The 20,593-nt window shown below is 60.5% G+C and carries 9 protein-coding genes; 7 read left to right on the forward strand and 2 right to left on the reverse strand.

Annotated features, from left to right (window positions below; translation table 11 throughout):
* Positions 1-162 precede the first annotated feature (162 nt).
* From FXB40_RS16305 to FXB40_RS16335, 7 genes are all read left to right on the forward strand, one after another.
* Complete coding sequence (locus FXB40_RS16305; RefSeq protein ID WP_430647508.1) at positions 163-1,218, forward strand: efflux RND transporter periplasmic adaptor subunit; 1,056 nt, start codon at positions 163-165, stop codon at positions 1,216-1,218.
* The gene (locus FXB40_RS16310; RefSeq protein ID WP_148773205.1) at positions 1,215-4,268 is read left to right on the forward strand and encodes an efflux RND transporter permease subunit; all 3,054 of its coding nucleotides are present in this window, start codon (positions 1,215-1,217) and stop codon (positions 4,266-4,268) included. The genes FXB40_RS16305 and FXB40_RS16310 overlap by 4 nt, the downstream gene beginning before the upstream one ends.
* A gap of 145 nt (positions 4,269-4,413) precedes the next feature.
* Complete coding sequence (locus FXB40_RS16315; RefSeq protein WP_148773206.1) at positions 4,414-5,847, forward strand: basic amino acid/polyamine antiporter; 1,434 nt, start codon at positions 4,414-4,416, stop codon at positions 5,845-5,847.
* A gap of 26 nt (positions 5,848-5,873) precedes the next feature.
* On the forward strand, positions 5,874-7,136 hold the full coding sequence (gene arcA, locus FXB40_RS16320) for an arginine deiminase (RefSeq protein WP_148773207.1): 1,263 nt from the start codon (positions 5,874-5,876) through the stop codon (positions 7,134-7,136).
* 492 nt (positions 7,137-7,628) lie between these two features.
* Positions 7,629-8,723, forward strand: coding sequence for a sensor histidine kinase (locus FXB40_RS16325; RefSeq protein WP_283812915.1), 1,095 nt, complete (start codon positions 7,629-7,631; stop codon positions 8,721-8,723).
* An 89-nt stretch (positions 8,724-8,812) separates the two neighbouring features.
* On the forward strand, positions 8,813-9,442 hold the full coding sequence (locus FXB40_RS16330) for a response regulator (RefSeq protein ID WP_148773413.1): 630 nt from the start codon (positions 8,813-8,815) through the stop codon (positions 9,440-9,442).
* 146 nt (positions 9,443-9,588) lie between these two features.
* Complete coding sequence (locus FXB40_RS16335; RefSeq protein ID WP_148773209.1) at positions 9,589-10,224, forward strand: response regulator; 636 nt, start codon at positions 9,589-9,591, stop codon at positions 10,222-10,224.
* Positions 10,225-10,626: 402 nt separating this feature from the next.
* Here FXB40_RS16335 and FXB40_RS16340 read toward each other — a convergent pair whose 3' ends face one another.
* Entirely contained in the window at positions 10,627-14,592 is a 3,966-nt protein-coding gene (locus tag FXB40_RS16340; RefSeq protein ID WP_148773210.1) for a hypothetical protein, read from the reverse strand.
* 9 nt (positions 14,593-14,601) lie between these two features.
* A complete protein-coding gene (locus FXB40_RS16345) occupies positions 14,602-19,968 on the reverse strand; it encodes a hypothetical protein (RefSeq protein ID WP_148773211.1) in 5,367 nt (1,788 codons plus the stop codon).
* Between the last annotated feature and the right edge of the window lie 625 nt (positions 19,969-20,593).

The following is a 20,593-nucleotide window of genomic DNA, read 5'->3' on the forward strand; positions in this document are numbered from 1 at the left end:
TGTGCGGCCGATCCCTTGGACAAGAATGCAGGGGAGCGATGCTGCGAAATCGCAACCTCGGGAAAACCGAGCTGCCCGGCCACATTTTTTCCGGAACTCGAAGGGCACATGGCTATGCACGGCCGCCGAACCACATCTCGGCAAGTCCTCGCGTTGACGCTGATGGTAGCCTTGTCCGTGCTGAGTCTGGCGGCATGCGGACGCCAAACCGAAACGAAGGAATCGCCCCCGCGTCCGGTCCGGACCACGACGATCGAAAAGCGCGAGAGCCTGGTGCCGCTGACCTTCACAGGTCGCATCGAAGCTGAAGACGAAGTGAGCGTCGCCTTCCGGATCGCGGGACGTCTGATTGCGAACGACACCAAGATCGGTGACAGGGTTGAGGCCGGGCAGGTGCTGGCACAACTGGAGCCTCAGAACGAGCTGAGTGCATTGCGGCAGGCGAAGGCGGCTCTTTCCGCTGCGCAGGGCCAGTTGACGCAGGCACGCAACCATTACGAACGCCAGGAGACCCTGTTGGCACAAGGGTGGACAACGCGGGCCAACTTCGAGGCGGCGACGCAAGCACGACAGACCGCCCAGTCGCAGGTCGAGGCGGCGGAGGCGCAGTTAAGTTCTGCGCACGACCTCGTCGGTTTCACCGAGTTGCGCGCCGACGCGCCGGGCAAGATCACCGCGACAGGGCCGGCTGCCGGCGAGGTCGTTCAGGCCGGGCAAATGATCGCGCGGATCGCAAGACAGGACGGCCGCGACGCGGTCTTCGACGTTGCTGCCCAGATGGTCAGAGCGGCGCCAGGCGATATGCAGGTCACCGTCAGCCTGACGGATGATCCGAAGGTCACGGCGCGAGGCCGCATTCGTCAGATCGCGGCGCAAGCTGACCCTGTTACCCGCACGTTCGAGGTCAAGGTCGGCCTGACGGATCCGCCGGCCGCGATGCGTCTCGGTGCGACCGTGAATGGACGCGTCGAAACCAGCTCCGGACCGGTGATCGACATACCGGCAAGCGCGTTGACGCGGATCAACCAACAGCCGGCCGTGTGGATCGTCGATCCCTCGACCAACCTCGTTTCGGCGCGCAATGTCGATATCCTGCGCTTCGACCAGGCGCAGGTCATCATTTCGCAGGGATTGGATGCCGGGGAGGTCGTCGTCACCGCGGGCGTTCAGGCGATTCATCCGGGCCAGAAGGTGCGCGTGCTCGGGTCAGGGCCATGACCGGACTCAACCTCTCCGAATGGGCGCTCAAGCATCGCTCGCTCGTCGTCTATGTCATGATCGTTGCCGTGATCGCCGGTTGCCTGGCGTATTTCCGGCTTGGCCGAAACGAGGATCCCTCCTTCATCATCAAGACCATGGTGGTTCAGGCGGCCTGGCCGGGGGCAACGGCTGAAGAGACGATGAAGCAGGTGACGGAACGGCTCGAGCGCCGATTGCAGGAGACGCCTCATCTCGACTTCCTGCGCAGCTTCACCCAGGCAGGTCTCGTCACGATCTTCGTCAACCTGAAGGGCAGCGCGAACGCGAGGCAGGTCTCCGATACCTGGTATGAGGTCAGGAAGAGCGTCGGCGACATGCGCCACACGCTGCCCGCGGGGGTTATCGGTCCGGGCTTCGATGACGACTTCGGCGACACGTTCGGCATCGTCTACGGCTTTACCAGCGATGGCTTCACCCAGCGGGAGTTGCGGGACTATGTCGAGGACATCCGTTCCCGGTTGCTCCAGGTCCCGGACGTGTCGAAGATCGAGCTGCTCGGCGCACAGGACGAGGTGATTTTCGTCGAATTCTCCAAGCAGGAGCTTGCGACCCTGGGCATCGACCGGTCGACTCTGCTCGCCGCGCTGCAATCGCAAAATATAGTCCGGCCCGCGGGCACGATCCAGACAGGCCGGGAAACCATTTCCATCCGGGTGTCCGGCAGCTTTCAGTCGGAGCAGGACATCGCCAGCGTTAATTTTGTTGCGGGCGGTCGCACACTTCGCCTGAGCGACATCGCGCAGGTGCGGCGCGGCTACGTGGATCCGCCGCAGCCGATGTTCCGGGTCAACGGCCAGCCGGCGGTCGGGCTCGCGATCGCAATGCGCGATGGCGGCGACATTCTTGCGCTCGGCAGGAACATCAAGAACGCGATGGCGCGGATCACCGCCGACCTCCCGATCGGAATCGAGCCGAGTCTCGTCGCCGACCAGGCCGTTGTGGTCGGAAGCGCGATCGGCGAATTCATGACGTCGCTCCTGCAGGCGATCGCCATCATCATGGTCGTGAGCTTCATCAGCCTCGGATTCCGTCCCGGCCTCATCATCGCGCTGGCCATCCCGTTGACGCTGGCCATCGTATTTCCGATCATGGAGATGGCCCGCATCGACATGCAGCGGATATCGCTGGGCGCGCTGATCATCGCGCTCGCACTGCTGGTCGACGATGCGATGACGACCACCGACTCAACCCTCAATCGGCTGGCACAAGGCGCCAGCAAGGTCGAGGCTGCGACGTTCGCCTACCGCAGCCATGCCTTCGCCATGCTGGCGGGAACGCTGGTGACGATCGCCGGCTTCATTCCGGTCGGTTTCGCCGCGAGTTCGGCCGGCGAATACACGTTCTCGCTGTTTGCGGTGGTCGCGATCGCGCTCCTGGTGTCGTGGTTCGTTGCCGTGATCTTCACGCCGCTGCTGGGCGTCGTCATTCTTGTGCCGCCGAAGCAGGAGAGCTCCGCTGCGCCCGGCAGGATATTCCGCTTCTATCGGAATCTTCTCACGCTTGCGATGCGCGCCAAGTGGTTGACGATCGCGATCTCGCTGGCGCTCTTCGTGGCGTCCGTCCTTGCGTTTCCGCTGATCCAGCAGCAGTTCTTTCCGGCGTCCGATCGGCCCGAATTGCTTGTGGATATCAGCCTGCCGCAGAATGCGTCGATTTTTGCCAGCGAGACGGCAGCGAAACGGTTGGATGCGGCATTGGTCGGCGATCCGGACGTCGGTCACTGGAGCACCAATGTGGGGCGCGGTGCAATCCGCTTCTACCTTCCGCTCAACGCAGAGCTTCCGAACAGCTTCTTCACGCAGGCTGTTGTCGTGGCAAAGGACGTTGCAGCGCGCGAGCGCCTGCACGCAAAGCTGGAGCGTCTTCTCGCGGAGGAGTTTCCGAGTGCCGTGTCGTCGGTTGCGCCGCTCGGCCTCGGCCCCCCGGTCGGATGGCCGCTGCAATATCGCGTGACCGGGCCCGATGTGGAACGCGTCCGCGAGACTGCGCTCAGGGTTGGGCAGATCATTGCCACAGATCCCAGGACCAAAGGCGTCAATTTTGACTGGATGGAGCCGGAGCGGCAGCTGCGCATTCGCGTCGATCAGGATGAGGCCCGTCGTCTTGGGCTGAGCTCGCAGGCGATATCGAGCGTGTTGAACACCGTGATATCAGGCGCAACCGTGACCCAGGTCCGCGACGACATCTATCTGGTCGACGTGGTGGCCCGGGCCATCGATGAACAGCGCATCTCGCTCACCAACCTGCGGACGCTTCAGGTGCCGCTGCCCGGCGGAAGGACGGTGTCGCTCAGCCAGCTTGCGACGTTCGAATATCAGCAGGAATATCCCCTGATCTGGCGACGCGACCGTGTCCCGACCCTGACGGTGCGTGCCGACATCAGCGGTGGAACGCTGCCGGACACGGTGGTCGACGCTCTCTCGCCCGCCATCGACAAGCTGAGGGCGACGCTTCCTGCATCCTACGGCGTGGCCGTCGGTGGGACCGTGGAAGAGAGCCGGAAATCGCAGGCGTCGGTTCTCGCCGTGGTGCCCATGATGCTGTTCGTCATGTTCACGATTCTGATGATCCAGTTGCAGAGCTTTCCGAAGCTATTCATGGTCGTCAGCGTGGCGCCGCTCGGGATGATCGGTGTCGTTGCCGCGCTGTTGCTCTCGGGCAGACCCATGGGCTTCGTCACCATTCTCGGCGTTCTCGCTTTGCTCGGTATGATCAGCAAGAACGCCGTGATCCTGATCAGCCAGATCGATGCGGAGCGCGCGCAGGGCAAGAGCCCGTGGGAGGCGGCGGTGGATGCCAGCAGTTCGCGCTTCCGTCCCATCATGCTGACGGCGGTGTCGACCGTTCTCGGCATGATCCCGATTGCTCCAACCGTGTTCTGGGGGCCGATGGCCGTCGCCATCATGGGTGGCCTTCTGGTTGCGACGTTGCTGACGCTGGTCTTCCTGCCGACGCTGTACGTGACCTGGTTCGGGGACAAGGGGGCTTCCGCTCCATCGTCGTCTTGAGTGGCCGTTTCCAGCGAGGGGGAATCCTGACCCTCGACTAGGTAATCACCTGATATTCCGGGCTCCGTTCAGGGCGCATGGTGCAGTCTGCCGGGCAAGTCGAACGGCCCGAATGTTGCGCACGCGCCTGCCGCGGGGTCTTCGTATGGCTGCGACACCATCACTCCAAAAGCTCTCGCTGTTCGCGTTGACCGCGATGGTTGTCGGCTCGATGGTCGGCTCGGGCATCTTCTCGCTGCCGAGAACCTTCGGCATCGCCACCGGTCCGTTCGGCGCCATCTTTGCCTGGTGCATTGCCGGTGGCGGCATGTACACCCTTGCGCGGGTGTTCCAGACGCTGGCCGAGCGAAAGCCCGAGCTCGATGCCGGCGTCTACGCCTATGCCAAGGAGGGGTTTGGCGACTATCCCGGCTTCCTGTCGGCATTCGGATACTGGATCGGCAGCTGCATCGGCAACGTATCCTATTGGGTCCTGATCAAGTCGACCCTGGGCGCTTTCTTTCCGGTCTTCGGGGATGGTAACACGGTGACCGCGATTATCGTCGCCTCGATCGGAATCTGGCTGTTCCACTTCATGATCCTGCGCGGCGTCCAGCAGGCGGCCGCAATCAACACCATCGTCACCATCGCCAAGATCGTGCCGATCCTGGTCTTCATCGTCATCCTGGCCACTGCATTCAAGGCGGACCTGTTTGGCGCCAATTTCTGGGGCGGCAAGGGCATGCCGGACAAGAGTCTGTTCGAGCAGATCCGTGCCACCATGCTTGTCACGGTGTTTGTCTTTCTCGGCATCGAGGGTGCCAGCGTCTATTCGCGCTACGCCAAGGAGCGCGCGCATGTCGGCGCTGCGACCATTTTCGGGTTTGCGATCGTGACGAGCCTGATGGTGCTCGTGACCATGCTGCCCTATGCCGTGCTTCCCCGCGCCGACATCGCCGGCATGCGGCAGCCGTCGATGGCGACGGTGCTGGAGGCAGTTGTCGGGCATTGGGGCGCGATCTTCGTCAGCGTCGGACTTCTGGTTTCGGTGTTAGGGGCCTATCTCGCCTGGTCGCTGATCTGCGCCGAGGTGCTCTCCGCGGCTGGGCGAACCAAGGATATGCCCGCATTGTTCGGCACGGAAAATGCGAACAAGGTGCCGGCTGCGGCGCTCTGGCTCACCAATGTGATCGTTCAGCTCTTCGTCATCAGCACGTATTGGTCGCAGGATGCGTTCGCGTTGATGCTCAATCTGACGAGCGTGATGTCACTCATTCCGTTCTTCCTGGTCGCAGCCTACGGCCTTCTGCTCGCCAGGCGCGGCGAGACCTACGAGAAGAGCGGCGGTGACCGAACCCGCGACATGATCTTTACCGGCATCGCAGTCGTCTACACCCTATTCCTGATCTATGCGGCCGGAATGAAGTTCCTGCTGCTGTCCCTGATCCTCTACGCGCCTGGCACGGCACTCTATTTCTGGGCGCGCCTGGAACAGAAGGCGAGGGTCTTCTCGGCAGTCGAGTGGGGCATCTTCATCGCAGCCGCCGTCGGCGCCGCTGTCGGAATCCACGGATTGGCCACCGGTTACATCACCATCTAGGCAGGGCAACTCCCGGGAGAACTCCCATGGCAAAGCAGGCATCGGACACTTCGATTCCCTTTGGTGTCCATTCAGAGGTCGGGCAGTTGCGGAAGGTCCTGGTCTGCTCGCCTGGCCGCGCCCATCAGCGCCTCACGCCATCCAATTGCGATACCCTGCTGTTCGATGATGTGCTGTGGGTCGATAACGCCAAGCGTGACCATTTCGACTTCATGCAAAAGATGCGCGACCGCGGTATCGAAGTCGTCGAGATGCACAATTTGCTGACCGAAACGGTCGCGATCCCCGAGGCCCGGAAGTGGATCCTCGACAATCAGGTCGTCCCCGACCAGGTCGGTCTCGGCCTGGTGGACGAGCTTCGCGGTTATCTCGAAAGCCTCAAGCCACGCGATCTCGCCGAAACGCTGGTCGGGGGCGTTTCGACCCATGACTTCCCGGACGCCCATGGCGGAGAGATGCTGAAGCTTGTCCGCGAGGCGGCGGGCATGACCGAGTATCTGCTGCCGCCGCTTCCCAATACGCTGTACACGCGCGATACCACCTGCTGGATCTATGGCGGTGTCACGCTCAATTCGCTCTACTGGCCCGCCCGGCACGAGGAGCCGATCCTCGCGACCGCCATCTACAAGTTCCATCCGGATTTCGCCGGCAAGGTCAACGTCTGGTGGGGCGATCCGACGCGGGACCACGGTCTCGCGACGCTGGAAGGCGGCGACGTCATGCCGATCGGCAAGGGCAACGTCCTGATCGGGTTGAGCGAGCGCACCTCGCGGCAGGCGATCAGCCAGGTTGCGGCGGCCCTGTTCAAGGAGAAGGTGGCTGAGCGCGTGATCGTGGCCGCCATGCCCAAGCTCCGCGCCGCGATGCATCTCGATACGGTGTTCACCTTCGCCGATCGCGATTGCGTGCTGCTCTATCCGGACATCGTCAACAACATCACGGCCTTCTCCTACCGGCAGGCGAACAATGCGGCCGGCCTCGAACTGCGGAAGGACGAAAAGCCGTTCGTGGATGTCGTGGCCGAAGCCCTTGGCCTGAAGAAGCTGCGCGTGGTCGAGACCGGCGGCAACGCCTATATGCGCGAGCGGACGCAGTGGGACAGCGGCGCCAATCTGGTCTGCGCGTCCCCGGGCGTGGTGTACGCCTATGACCGCAACACCTACACCAACACCTTGCTGCGCAAGGAAGGCATCGAGGTGATCACCATCGTCGGTGCGGAACTGGGGCGGGGCCGGGGAGGCGGTCATTGCATGACCTGCCCGATCATCAGGGACGCGGTGGACTACTAGGCGGATCGAGTGGGCTCGGCCGTGGGAACCCGCGTCTCACGGCAGCGCGCCGTTGCGGCGCGAGCAGCGACAAGAGCCACTAACGCACTTTAGTATCTGTTGTCTTGCATTTGAGTTTTCACAGCTAGAACGATCGGGCACAAACTGCATATTCGTTGCGTCCGGCTCTCATCTCACAGATTCGAGATTTCAATCCGGTGACGATACTACCTTGTGGTGCAATTCACCCAAAGGTGTATAGTGGCTCGACCGCAAGGTCGCGCGTTGTCTGATCCTACGCCGCCGGGCGGCGACTCTCGATGTAGAGCTTCAATATATCGAGCTTCAATCTATCGAGCTTCAATATCTTGAGTTTCCACGTCGGGCGTCACTCGAGAAGAGTGAGCGCGTACAGTGAAGCCACATAGCTCTCCAGCCCGCGAACCGAATCGAACCAGCGTCAAAGGGTGGCTGCGACTTGGTCCGGAAGAAGCCAGCGACCGCCTGTACTGGATGTCCTCAACCGATCTGCTCTTCGCAGTCCGCCCTTTGCCCGGAGGGCGCTTCGTCTATGAGGGGATCAATCCGGCGCTGGAGTCCCATCTCGGGATCTCGTCGGAAGACATCCGGGAGATGGATATCTCCAGCTGCATGAGCAGTGACGACGCCAGGTCCGTCTGTGAGGCCCTTCGCGCGTGCCTCGCAGAAGGATCAGAGGTCAGGATTCGCCATCCCCTCGCGTTTGGCGGCCAACGGCAGAACATGGAGACGACCGTGGTTCCGGTCGTGGACCCCGCGGCCGGTGGCGTGGTCCGGCTCATCGGCGGCCATCGCGTCGCGCGCAGGGATGCTTTCGAAAACGCCGCCGGAGCAATGGACGACGCCCATATGGGCTTCAGTCTGGTGTCCATTCAGGAGGATATCCAGCAGCGCATTGCGTCCGATCTCCATGATTCGACGTGTCAGCATTTGATTGCTGCGAGCCTTGGCCTGATGCGGATCAGGCTTAACCTCGGCGATCCGGTCGGGGCCGAGCGGCTCTGCGACGAGATCGATGCGTCGATCGATGAGGCAATCAGGGAGATCCGTGCCTTTGCCTATCTGCTGCACCCGCAGAACCTGACGATCGACGGGTTGAAAGCCACGATCGAGCAATACGCCGGCGGATTCGCGGCGCGCACCTCGTTGGGGGTCGCAACCCGGATCGTATCCGACGTCGATCGCCTGCCTCACGAGACGCAATGCTCATTGTTGCGGGTCATCCAGGAAGCCCTCACGAACGTATTTCGCCATGCGAAAGCGACGGAGGTGAAGATCGTCTTTGACGCGACTGACAGCCATTTCCGGCTGACGATCAGCGACAACGGGCGCGGGCTTTGGGCCGACCCCGCCAAGCAGGGCGCCAGGGCAATCTCGATCGGCGTTGGAATTCCCGCGATGAGGGCAAGACTCGAGCAGATCGGAGGTTCGCTCGACATCAGCTCCGCCTCGGCAACGCTGCGCTCCGGCACCGTCCTGTGCGCGGTGTTTCCGCATAGCCTGGCGGCAAACAGGCGCGGCCGGCGAAAGGCCCCCACCGTCACGAGAGCCCACGCAGGCACACCATGAGGGAAGAAGAACACTGATCACCGGCGGCAGATGGAAACGGCCGTGTTTCAGGCCGAGCCGCCGTGTAAACGACGTTGGAGTGCTCTGCCATGAAAAGTTTTCTTATCGCGGACGATCACGAGGCGGTGCGATCGGGCTTGCGCGCGGTGCTCGAACAGCGCGCGGACTGGGAGGTGGTCGCCGAAGCGAACGACGGCAGCAAGGCGCTGACCGCGGCAATCGAAAACCGGCCTCATGTCGCCATCGTCGACTTCTCCATGCCGCGAATGACGGGCGTGGAGGTTGCGCGGCGGATCCGGGAATATCCGCTGCAGACGGAGGTCCTGATCTTCACCGTGCACAATTCCGGCCTCCTCGCCCAGCAGGCGTTCGAGGCCGGTGCACGCGCATTCCTGGCCAAATCGGACGCAAACAAATTGCTGTTGGCGGCCGTCGACTCGCTTCTGGTGCACAAGCGGTTCTGTACCGAAAGCTGCCGGAATGAGCTGAATGGCGGACCGGGGGGCGATGCGGACGGGCACCGCGGGCTCACTCCACGCGAGCAGCTTGTCGTCAAACTGGTTGCTGAAGGCTATAGTAACAAGGGTATCAGTGCGATCCTGAACCTCAGCGTCAAGACGACCGAGGCGCATCGGGCGGCTGCGATGCGCAAGCTGGACGTGAATTCAACTGCAGGCCTCGTCAGATACGCCGTCCGCGCACGACTGGTTGAGGCATGACGGCGGTTGCCGCCAGTTCGATACATTCGCCGGGGCCATCTCAGGGTTTTGCAGGATAACGCCTCGAACCGCGATCGGTATGATCGTCCGACTTTGCGGCCGCCGCTGATCTCGATCGATTGCGGCCGGAAAACGAGAATGAGGCCGTGAAACGCGTCTTGATTGCGGATGATCATGAGGTCGTGCGTTCCGGACTTCGCGCGATCGTTGAAACGCGCTCCGACTGGATCGTTGTCGGGGAAGCGACCAACGGCGAGCAGGCCGTCGCATTGGCCTTGGAGACGAGGCCGGACATCGTGATCGTCGACTATTCGATGCCCCTCATGAACGGGCTGGAGGTCGGCCGCCGCCTCAGGTCGCTCCGTCTTCGCACTGAGGTGCTGATCCTGACGATGCATGAAAATGAAGAACTGCTGACGGAAGCCATTCTGGCGGGCGTTCGTGGCTTCTTGTTCAAGTCGGATGCAAGGAAACACCTGATTTCCGCGATCGAGGCGCTGCTTGACCGCAGACCCTATTTCACCAGCGTTTTGCTGGAGAAATTGCTCCATGACTACCAGCTCAACAAGCTGAACAAATCGGACATGCTGCTGACGTCGCGTGAGCAGAGCGTGGTCCAGCTGATTGCGGAAGGACATACCAACAGGTCCATAAGCACCATTTTGAAGCTGAGCGTGAAGACCGTCGAGACCCATCGTGCGTCGGCCATGCGCAAGCTCGGGATGTCGTCGACGGCCGAACTGGTCCGCTACGCCATCCGCAAGAAACTGGTCGCACCCTGAGAGACTCCGCTGTTGTCTTGGAATGGACGCTGTGCAGATCCATATTGGACGCATAATGCTCGGATGTGCCGCGGCTGTCGCAAAGTTGGTCGATCCCGCGCAGTCCTCGCCGCTTGGTAGGCTCTTCACTGTCACGGTAAAGATTGCCGATGTCGGGGGTACGAGCCGCGGCCAGCGAAGATGACCGCGATAGGGTTTGGGGCCGCGGCTGCTTCGATCGCTTTTTGCCAGGTCGTACGTCTTAGGAAAACTTTTTCTCGTCGACGTTGCTTTCTTGAATTTGCTAGTCCACCGGCGGATAGCGGTGCGCAGCAGGAGCAGGTACGGACGCGGTGAGGCCGTTGCGACCCATCATGCTCTAGGGGGATGAACACCCGAGGATTTGTTGCCGATGTGTGAACCTCAACATATCTCCGGGGCGGCCACCAGAGGCGAAGTTCGTAGGATGCGGTATTGGCCCAGTTGCTGGGAAAGGGGACGAACGGAGGTATCCGTCTCGTGGCCGAAGATAATGTACTGGTCGTAGCGCGGCATCATCTCGACCGCCAGTACGCTGACACCCGTCGTGCGACCAAGGTAGAATTGACCGAGTAGTTGCTGAATCTCGTCTTCGGACCATGCGGCAATGCCGGTTGCAGGAGCGTCGAGATTCACATCGACGCTGTTGGCAACCTGCGCAGGCAGACCGGATCGGAGTTTCAGGAACGTCGATACATTCCATTGTCGGGAGGCATCCACGTATTCGGCCCGGGCTTCCGCCAGCAGAATATTGCGGGCCTGTTTGGCGTCGGCTTGCTGGACTTGGGCGTACAACATGCACCATATCTCGGTTTTCGGCGGCCGACTGGCGATGTTGCGGCCTCCGAACAAGGCGGGCGCATACTGTGCCGTCACCGAGAGCCCGGCAGGAGTCCGGTCGACCAGGCACTTCAGCGGCGGAGCGGGGTGCTGCACGCCATTCACTCTGGTCGGATGGCCGAATCGTCCTTGCGCCGTCGACCAGATGAGGTCGGTGTGACCGACGCGCAACTCATAAACAAAGAAGCCGAGTAGCTCCCCGGATTCATTGTGCAGCCCGGGAGGCAGCGGGAGCACGTAATGAACCGGGCTGACCTTGATAGCCGGGAGGTCCGGATTGGAGGTTTCCCCCACCATGGGCTGCATGGCGTCGATTCCCGCGTTGTCGTTGCCGTGGCCTTTGGTGATGACGCGGATCAGTTCGGGATCGATGGCCAGTGGCGGGTCGTCCTGGCGAACCAACAACTGATCTGGACTGGGGTACGTCAGCAACGGATCGGGAGAGTAGGTCAGGACGCGCGCGAAACAGCTGTCGTTGGGATCTTTGACCGGCTCGGAAAATTCCAGCCAGAGATAGCGCTGGCGAACGGCGGTCTCCGAGTAGGCGGCGTTGTGCCGGTAGGGCGAAAGCGCGATCCCCGCGGCCTTCACTTCCAATACCTGCGAAGGAATGCTGGTCACCGGCAATTGCACGTCCCGGTTCGTGGTTTCGTCGATGGACGATTGCGGATCTACAGCGGCGATGAAGTTGGGCACCAGGGTGTACGACACATCGATCGTGTTGGGGAACGGGTGAGCGAGAGTCGATGCCAAAGTCGTATCTTTCTTCGGCTCGACGGCATCGATGAAGATGATGCGGGCGTGGCTGCGGTCGGGGTTGCTGGTGGCAACGCGACTCGCTGTTTTCTTCAGTTGTATGTAACCAACGGTTTCATCAACGACGGTAGCGGCTTCACCGGTGAACTGCTTGTGGCGTTTGACGGTGATGCCGGTTTCACTCAACCCATCCCAGGTCCAGTCGCGTTCGATGGTGAAGGACGTGACGCACAACCAGTGATTCAGAAGCTCGCCCTGCGTGGCAAATGTTAGCGATGAATTGTCAGGCGCGATGGTGTTGCGAATCCGGCCGCTGCAGCCGAACTGGGTGCGCTCGCCGGGTCTGCCGATCAGGCTCAGGCCTTTGAAGTCTACACCCAGCTGGGTCGCGAGGCGCTGCATCAAAGTGCTTTGGCTCATCTCCTTGCCCTCTACGGCGAACGCCACGACGCTTTCCGGGTTGTTGACCTGCGGAGGATCGGGTTGCAGGTAAATCGCCTGGAGTTGCCTGGATTCCAGGTCGCGCCGGAAGAAGTTCCGCTCTGCCTGCGCGTCTTGCCGAACGAAGAACTGAACCGGCTCGCCGGTACGCACGAATGAATCGCCAAATTGCGTTGTTGCGAATCCGAAGTACTCCGGTGAATCCGCCTTGTCCGAGGCAACCGGATATAACGTGATGCGGACGTCGCGCGATGTAGGCAGAACAATCGAAACGCCATTATCGATGTCGGCTTGCGAGAGGTTCAGGTCGCCCAGATCGATCTTGTTGCCGAACTGGATGACGTTGGCGTCCCGATATTCGAGTTGCAGGGTAAAGATGTCTTCGGGATCATTCGGGAAGTCGCGGAACGTGGTATAGAGAGGAATAAAGGCTTCGCGCTGGTTCAGCGAGGCCAGATTATCGAGTAGGAGGGTCTTCAATTCGACGACGACCAGGATGCGGTCAACGTCGGGATCGAAGTAACTGACTTCACGCTGCTCTTTAATGGTCTCTTTTCCGGTCTTGCCGGTGTGCAGGAAGGCCTTGTCATCGAGCAGCTTCTGAAAAGCATCCTTGCTGTCCATCTCCGTGAAGAGGAGCGCGGGATAACCTAGACGCGGGCGCGAGACGCCAAACGTATCGCCCTCATAAAAGATGGTGGTGTTGGAATCGAGCTGCGGGTCCTCTGGAACGACCTCCAGCTGTTTCGGCGCGACGTAGCGTTTGAAGACGATGGAGGAACTGGTAGCTGGCGCATCGTTCAGTTCCTTGTCGGTCGCGAGGGGGCCGCCGCCGGAAAGATCGCCCAGGCGAACGCGAAACTCGTATTCTTTGCCGTATTTCAGCTCGACGTTTTTGGGAAGGATCGGCTCATAGAGATCGCCTTTTTGATCCGGACGGGCCGGAATATTGGCGTCGTGGTAACTCCCGGGATTGGCGAGCGCGCCGCTCTCATCCAGTTGAGCGGCCTGCGTATCCGGCAACACGAGGGAGGGCCCGTACCATTGCGTGAAGTAACTGGGCAGCCAGTAGGCGGTGTCGATTCCGGCGTTGATTTTTACGGGATAGACCTGAACCCCGGTTTCGAGGGGCGTCTTCGCGGGACTGACTGATTGACCGGCGAGCGTTAGTTGTTTGCGGTTACGAATCTGGACCAGCGAGCTCCAGTCGGCCTGATTCTTCGTGCGCACATCCAGGCGATAGGTAAAGACGCCAAGCGGTGCATCGATGCGCGCGCCGGGAGTTGTGGGATCGGAGAGTACCTGACGGTTCTGCCAGATGAGAAGTTGCTCATCGTCCCAGCCGAGGCGGATGCCCATGTCCTTCTGGACGTGGAGACCGCCGGGCTCTTCATCGAGCAGATTGGCGCTGACGGGCTGAGCCGCGTGGACAATCTTGGCAAAGCCGTCGTCATAGTCGGATGCTTCGATCTTCAGCGTATCGAAGTTGCCATTGGGCTGGGCAGGACCAGGTACGACTGGGAACAGCAGCGGGGCAAAGAGCTGGCGCGGCGAATCGATAGCGGGGATTCGAGCGGCGTATTCCCTGAGTTCTGCCGAAACGCCAATCCCATAGTCGGCCGGGTTGAGAAGATTGAAGTAAACCCAGCCGCCGTCCTTGAAGTATTCGGGGTCTCCCATCGGAAGGGTAAGTCGGTAGAGTAGACCAACCCGGGCGGCGAGGTCGGGTTGGCGCAGGCAAAAGGCGATGACCCGGCCCCAGGTCACATCGTCGGTGGATTGCTTGAAAGTCGGGTCGGGAGCCGGGGACTTTCGGATCGCGCAATGGTAGCTGTCGTCGGTCTTGGCGAATTCGGTGCGGGGCAGTGTGAAATTGAAGGCTGTCCGATAGGATTTCGGCAGGTACTTTCGTATGCCGTCGCTGTCGGCGCGGGGCGCGCCGGCTCCTTTTGTGGCCAGAGAGGTGTCGAGCTTGAACTGCGACGCCATTGCTTCATAGAGCACCGGAAGAGACGGCGGGACCCCGAACGGAGCGGGTACGGCTTGCACCGTGACGCCTTCCGCGGCTAGGACGGTGCCGTCCGAGAAAGGATACGAGCTCAGCCCTTTCACTGCCCGGAGTTCCAGTTTTGGTGTCACCGCAATGAAATTCGGCAGTTGAATGTTGGCCCCGGGGTTCAACTGACTGGGGAAAGGCGCCGTCGCGTTCAGCAGGCGCTGAGTTGGCATCAGAAGGGCGTTGACAGACAGCAGATCGCCTTCGATGCGTTGCGGAAAGGTCAAAATTCGCAGCTTTTCAGGTGCAAGTTGCATGACGTTTTCCTAAGCGATTTGCCGTGATTCCTGCCACGAGTCGGACTCATGGATGTCGATGACCCAAAGCAGGGTCACGTCGATGGAGAAAGTGACCTGGGCGATGCAATCGGTATGGGCATCGGCGCCGAAAGTGCGGTGAATCGATCCACCGGCCTCAATCTGGATGCAGATCCCGACCAGGCCACCCAGAATTTCAGCCGAACCGCGGAATAACATCATGGCGCCGACATCGAGGTCGGTCGTGCTGATGCCGACTGTAACTTCGACCATGTACAGAACGGAGACATTGGCGACGACCGGCAAGCCGACAACGATCTCCACGCCAAAGCCGAACTTCATATGCAGGGCGATACCGGCTTTGGTATCGGCCGCAATACCGAGGTCGACCTGACCGACGGCATAGATACTCGCGACCTGCAGGGAGAAGCACATCACGTGCAGGCCACCTTGAAAGTCGACAAAAGCGCCGGCTGCCGGGACGAGTTGCTTGAGATCGGTAGGAATGGACAAGACTTCGTTGAAGTAGAAGCCGACTTTCAAACCCGCTTCGAGTTTCAGCGGCGGTGTCGGGTCGAGGGTCAGTTCCTCCGGACTGGGAAACTGGATGACCGGAATTTCCTTTGAGCAACTGAACTTGTACTCCCAGTTATCGGGGGAGTTGCTCATGCCGACATCCATGCCTTTGTCGAAGTCGTTGCCGGTGAGAGTGGCGAGAATCTGGAGGATGTCGACAACGGGCTGGAGTACGGGGCCGAATTGCAGATTCGGTTTGTCGTACTGCGAATCGACGCCGCTGGAAGCATTGAAATTGCCATCGACCCACATCAGCTCTTTGAAAGGGCCGAGATCGACAATGACGCGGATACTGGAAAGCGCGGCTTTCCACTGGTCGGCCAGGGCGGCCGTTGAATCGATACCCAGCTTGAGCTTGCCGTTCGCGCCGCCGGTGCTCTTGTACTGCGCGTAGACTTTCAGGATGTTCGGTTCATCAATGAAGGCGTATTCGTAGCTGCTGGGGAGAAGCGAGCCGAGATCGACCGTCCGATCGGACATTTTCATGAGGCCTTCGCCGACGATATTGACTTCTTTCTCGGCGTTGGTCAGCTGGAGTGCGTTGGCGATGTTGGGGAAAACGCTTTTCGAGTTGAGGAGCTTGTAGGCATCGGCGAAATAGGTCTCTTCGCTCTTGAGTTTGGCGTCGCCGGGCGAGAACTGCGGCAGGTTGAACAGCAGTTTTTGGGTGCCAGTGGATTGCAGGACGCCGAAGTTCACTCCGGAGGCTGTGGGCACGACGATGTCGGCGGGGTTGGCGATTTTGTAGTTGGCCGAACCGTCCGGCTTGATGAGAGGAACGCTCTGCCCTTCTTCGACCGGCTTCACGTCGCCGGTATTGGTCTGTTGCTTCGTCACCGACCACGAGCCGTCTTTGGGCAGGATCAGGGAGCCGCGCGCGGCGCTGGCAAAATTGGGGACTCCGGCTCCATCGACTGCGGGGTTGACGTCGGCCCGTGTGATCCGCATCCGTTGGCCGGATTGGGCGATATCGACAATGCAGTCGACCGGGCCGCCGAGCGAACCGGATTGGAAGTTCAGGAGGTCGGCGAAAACGCGGGCGGGAATGAGTATCGAGGATGGAGCGACCTGGACGTAGCCCAGCATCTTGCGGGACTGCACCTTGAAATCGCCGTAGACCGGATCTTTTACGCCGCCACTGACCACGTTGTCGAAGTGCACGTCCGCGTCGAAAAGCACGGCCTGCATCTCAACGCCGAGCGTGTCGCTGTTGCTGTTGACCTGTTTGAAAATTTCTCTCAGGTGGGCCAAGTCGAGCCCTGTCACTTGTGGCGGCAGGCCGGGGTCGTTCAGTTTAAACGACGAAGTAAAGGAGCCGGCATCGGGATTGTCTTTGATTTCCCGAACATTCGAGACACCCTTTACCGGCTGCTTGTGCACGACATAGGGCTTGGGGACGTCAACTTCCGGGAATGAATCGAAGCCGATTTTGTAGCTGAAGTCGTAGAAGCCATCGCTTTCGGCCTTCCAGCCGGAGTCGGAGCGGAAGACGTAGCCGTTGGACGACCTTGTGAACGTGATGGTGCGGACGACATGGACGCCGAATGGAAAGAGGATGCTTCGCACCTGCACAACTTCGTGCGCGGTGCGGCCGACCAGGACATCGAACGAAGCCTGGCTGACTTGGGCGATGGCCGCATCCTGATCGAGCCAATGGCTGAATATGGAGGCCCCGTAGCCGGAGATTTCCATCTGTTCGACGGGCACGCGCGGCTTATTGCCGGAGGGGGCGAATTCGCGATTGAAGATACCGCCGACGGTCTTTCCCAGCGCGCCGCCGGTGAGAGACACGCCGAAGAATCCCCATTTCAGGTTGTCGCCGAGTTGGATCGTTGCGCCGGGAAAAAAGGGTCTCATTTTGGTGGAAGATGACGCGGGCGCCTGGGCCTTGATCTGGAACCCACCGTGAAGCTGTGGAAAGTACGGCTGGTTGAAGTGAAGCCGGGACCAATCTTCAGGATGGCCTTTTGTGCTGCGGCTGAAGCTCGCCTCGGCTTCCATTCCGAAGGGCAACGTGAACGCAGCATATATCGAACGCGGCACGTTCTTGTCGTTGAACTCTTTCAGAAAGTGACGGGTTGCGGGTAACGGCGCGACGGGCGCTTGAAAAGGGCTGGTCGATGCAATGATTGTGGGAATTCCGTCGTTGTCAAATACGACCGGACCAGGGGCGGTGGTGATGGAATCGGTGGCGTCGTACGGCTCGGCAAGCGGGATGTTGAAGAGCGGCTCCCAGGAGATTTGCGGTAGAGTGACGACGCGAAGGTTTTGCGCGTTGGCGACCACGTCCATGTTGTCGATTTGCAGTGGAAAGCTGTTGCCAATGCTTGCGGCGGGCGCCCTGGTTCCGACTGTCCGGAAGCTGGTTTCTCCGTTAGGATCGCGGTCGACGTGGATGGAAGTGCCGAAGCTCACGCCCATTTGGTCGGCGTTGCTTGAGACGTCGAGCAGCAGGAAGAGGCTGCGACCAAAGAGTGTGCGATCCGGGAAATTAGTGAAGGTGCCGCTGGTTCCCGTGGCGGCGAACGCGGCCTCCACTGCGAACGCTTGATTGGGCGCGGCGACGTTGAGGGTTTGGTTGACTTGAAAGGCCTTGTCCTGAATGTGCGCGAGTAATGGATTGGCTTCGAGGCGGGCCACTGCCGACCCGATTTGTTCCGCGGTTATGGTATTTGACGTTATCGGGAGCAGGGCCGGCGCGGTAAAACTGTTCGCACGCGATTGAAGAGGCGCCGCTTGGGTGACGGGTGCAAGGGTTGTGATCGGCTCCAGGGCGATTTCGACGGCGCTAAGAGGTGCGTTGAAGGTGCGGACGCCGGTCTGGAAATTGCGGGGCGCCTCAGCGACAGGGACTGTCGTGCCGAAAAACTCGACTTGTGGATCGGGCGGGCCGGCTTCGAGTGCTGATACGACTGCTAGGTGATCGAGCGGAACGATCCGGAAATAGACGTTGGCAGGATCATCCGGAGCGCCGGCTTCGTTCTCGGCGGCGCGGCTGGTCACGTCGGGGTTGGGCCATTTGATAAAGCCAGCCAGGGCGCTCACTAGTTCGTTGAAACCACGAGCGCTGAACGTACGAGTGCCGGGCCGCGCAAACAGGGCTGCGGTGAAGCTGGCCACGTAGGGGTCAGGCAAAGTCGGGTAATAGCGATAGACGCCAAAATGCAACGTGACTGCGCCTTTGGTGATTTGGCTTTCGTTTTCGAGTTTGCCGGTGAGGAAGAAGCTGTAGGGGCGGCTGACATCGAAGAAAGCGTTGCGCAGAGCGAGGGAGAAGTGGTCAAACGCATCGGGCTTGTTGGTATTGCCGTCGAACAGCGTGTCGGTGTCGAGCAACAGGGCCTGAAGTTCTTTGCCGGTTTGTAGAATGCCGGCAAAGGCGACGGAGGATTCGAGGCGGAAGGGCGCGCCGTTGGCATCAACCGGACGATCGAAGGCGGAGGTATAGCTGCAGAAGCAGAAAACGCTTTCGCTGTTCAGCGCGGAGCTAATGAAGATAAACGGGAAGGCTTTGCCAAAGCGGAGCGTGACATCGGAGTGGTGCCTGCCACGGGCGTTCTTCCAGAGGAGCCATTTCTGTCTGCCGTAGACGTTGCTGGCAAAGAAATCCACTGTGGTGACGAGGCCGGGTTCGACAATGATGACAGGGTGAACGAGAGACGTGCCGGGGCCGGTGAGGCCTTGCCAGACGGCGGAGAGCCCCTTGGCAAGGCTGATGCACATAGCGCCGGTGCCGGCGGCCCGGCCAAGTTGCGCCGGATCGATTTTGGCGGCCGGCAGAAGCCAGCCGCAGGAAACGTCGAACTTCGCGCGGCCGGAAAGCGAGCACAGGGTGGATTCGGAGGTGTTGACGTTAAAGGTGTCCGGCGTTTCGCTGTTGCATTTCGCTGAATAAGACACCAGAATCTGACCGATCGAAGCGATCCAGGCCGAAGGCGTACTGCGGATCTGAAAGTCGACCTCGCAACCGAAAACCGTGCAGGAGGCGTTACTGGCTGTGATGCTGTTGCCTGCCGACGGAACCCGGAGTTGAAATGTTTGCGGCATGCTGACCTTGGTATGGGCTGCATCAAGGCCGGCATTGGCGGGCGCCGTAGGCGCGGCGTTCTGGTCGAGATCGAGATGTAGGTTCAGCGCGGCCAAAGCCGGGATGACAATGTGCCCGGCGGTGATGGCGGCGGACTGGGAGAGGTCGAGTGTCCCGCCGCGAATTTTGAGACCGGTGTAATAGCCGGCGAGGGCTGGGGTCGTGGCGATCAGACCGGAAGCGATCCACGCACTGCCGGCCTCGACGTTAAAGGATTGCCGCCCGGCGAGCAGGCCGCGAATTGGCAGCACAAGAATGGGCGTGGTGCTGCCCTGCTGGAAGACCTGAACTGCGCGGGTGGGAAAGAAGAAATCGAACCAGATCTGGAGGCCGCGCTCATCGAGAAAGGGTCCGTAGGTTCGGGTTGGAGCAAGGCCGGAACCCCACGATGGAACCGAGTTTCCGAGGAGGCTGCTCTTGAAGACGGTTTCGCGGCGAAAGACGAGCGGTGTGACTGTTGGAGCCTGCGTGGCGGCCTGGGCGGTGAGTTGATCGAGCAAACGACTGAAGTCTGACGAAGTCTCCGCGTGCGCGGCTGGCTGGGTAAATTCCTGGCGGGTGCGGTTTCCGGAGACGGCGAGGTCGGGATTCATTGCGAGCTGTTCGAGCAGGCTGCGCTGGAGCAACGGGAGCTCGTCTGACCTCGAGCCGGGCGCCGGTTTGAGACTTCCCGTGAGGCTGTGCAGCCGCGTCAGGATAGCGTCCTTGTCCATTTGTCACCCTTTCGAATAATCGAAAAATGCAGAACGGAACCGGGCCGGGAGCGCTTGGTCGTATCAAGTGAATCGTAAAGAACTGACGGTGAACACGATGAATTATTGACTCAAACAACCCGCGATAACATAGCCCGTCCTGAAAGGCTGAGAAACGTAAGGCCGAGCCAGCTCTTTGCAAACAGCGAGCACCGCCATAGAAGCCAAAGTTACAATTGCCTTTGCCGATTGGTGACGAAGCCCATTGCAGGTGCCGACTATCACGATAGAACTCTTTGCCGAGGTAACGCACAAATTGTGTTCGACGATTGATGCTCAATAATGGCTAAAATGCCGCCGTGATCGAAATCCTCCCGACTGTGGCAAGCGAGCTACATCGACAGAGACGCGGCTCCCGGGCCAAAGCGGAATTGAACTGATTGTACTCCCTGTCTCTTCGCGCCGAGGCCAAGAGCGTCTGTCTGCCCCGACGTCAGAACTGCAGCGAGGAATGAAACAGGCGCTTCTTCTCGCCAAACATCTGCCCGAGATAGAAAGCCGGTTAGATCATCCTGATCTCGTCGCGTATCCAGCCCGCGACGATTGACGTCTGGGAATAATCACGGTGAGCGGCAGGCTGAATGCG

Source organism: Bradyrhizobium rifense (genome assembly GCF_008123425.1).
GTDB lineage: Bacteria > Pseudomonadota > Alphaproteobacteria > Rhizobiales > Xanthobacteraceae > Bradyrhizobium > Bradyrhizobium rifense.

Excerpts from the sequence above, each read along its gene's own strand:
- arcA (WP_148773207.1), top strand. The coding sequence starts at position 5,874 with ATGGCAAAGCAGGCATCGGACACTTCGATTCCCTTTGGTGTCCATTCA.
- FXB40_RS16305 (WP_430647508.1), top strand. The coding sequence starts at position 163 with ATGGTAGCCTTGTCCGTGCTGAGTCTGGCGGCATGCGGACGCCAAACC.
- FXB40_RS16315 (WP_148773206.1), top strand. The coding sequence starts at position 4,414 with ATGGCTGCGACACCATCACTCCAAAAGCTCTCGCTGTTCGCGTTGACC.
- FXB40_RS16330 (WP_148773413.1), top strand. The coding sequence starts at position 8,813 with ATGAAAAGTTTTCTTATCGCGGACGATCACGAGGCGGTGCGATCGGGC.
- FXB40_RS16310 (WP_148773205.1), top strand. The coding sequence starts at position 1,215 with ATGACCGGACTCAACCTCTCCGAATGGGCGCTCAAGCATCGCTCGCTC.
- FXB40_RS16340 (WP_148773210.1), bottom strand. The coding sequence starts at position 14,592 with ATGCAACTTGCACCTGAAAAGCTGCGAATTTTGACCTTTCCGCAACGC.
- FXB40_RS16345 (WP_148773211.1), bottom strand. The coding sequence starts at position 19,968 with ATGGACAAGGACGCTATCCTGACGCGGCTGCACAGCCTCACGGGAAGT.
- FXB40_RS16325 (WP_283812915.1), top strand. The coding sequence starts at position 7,629 with ATGTCCTCAACCGATCTGCTCTTCGCAGTCCGCCCTTTGCCCGGAGGG.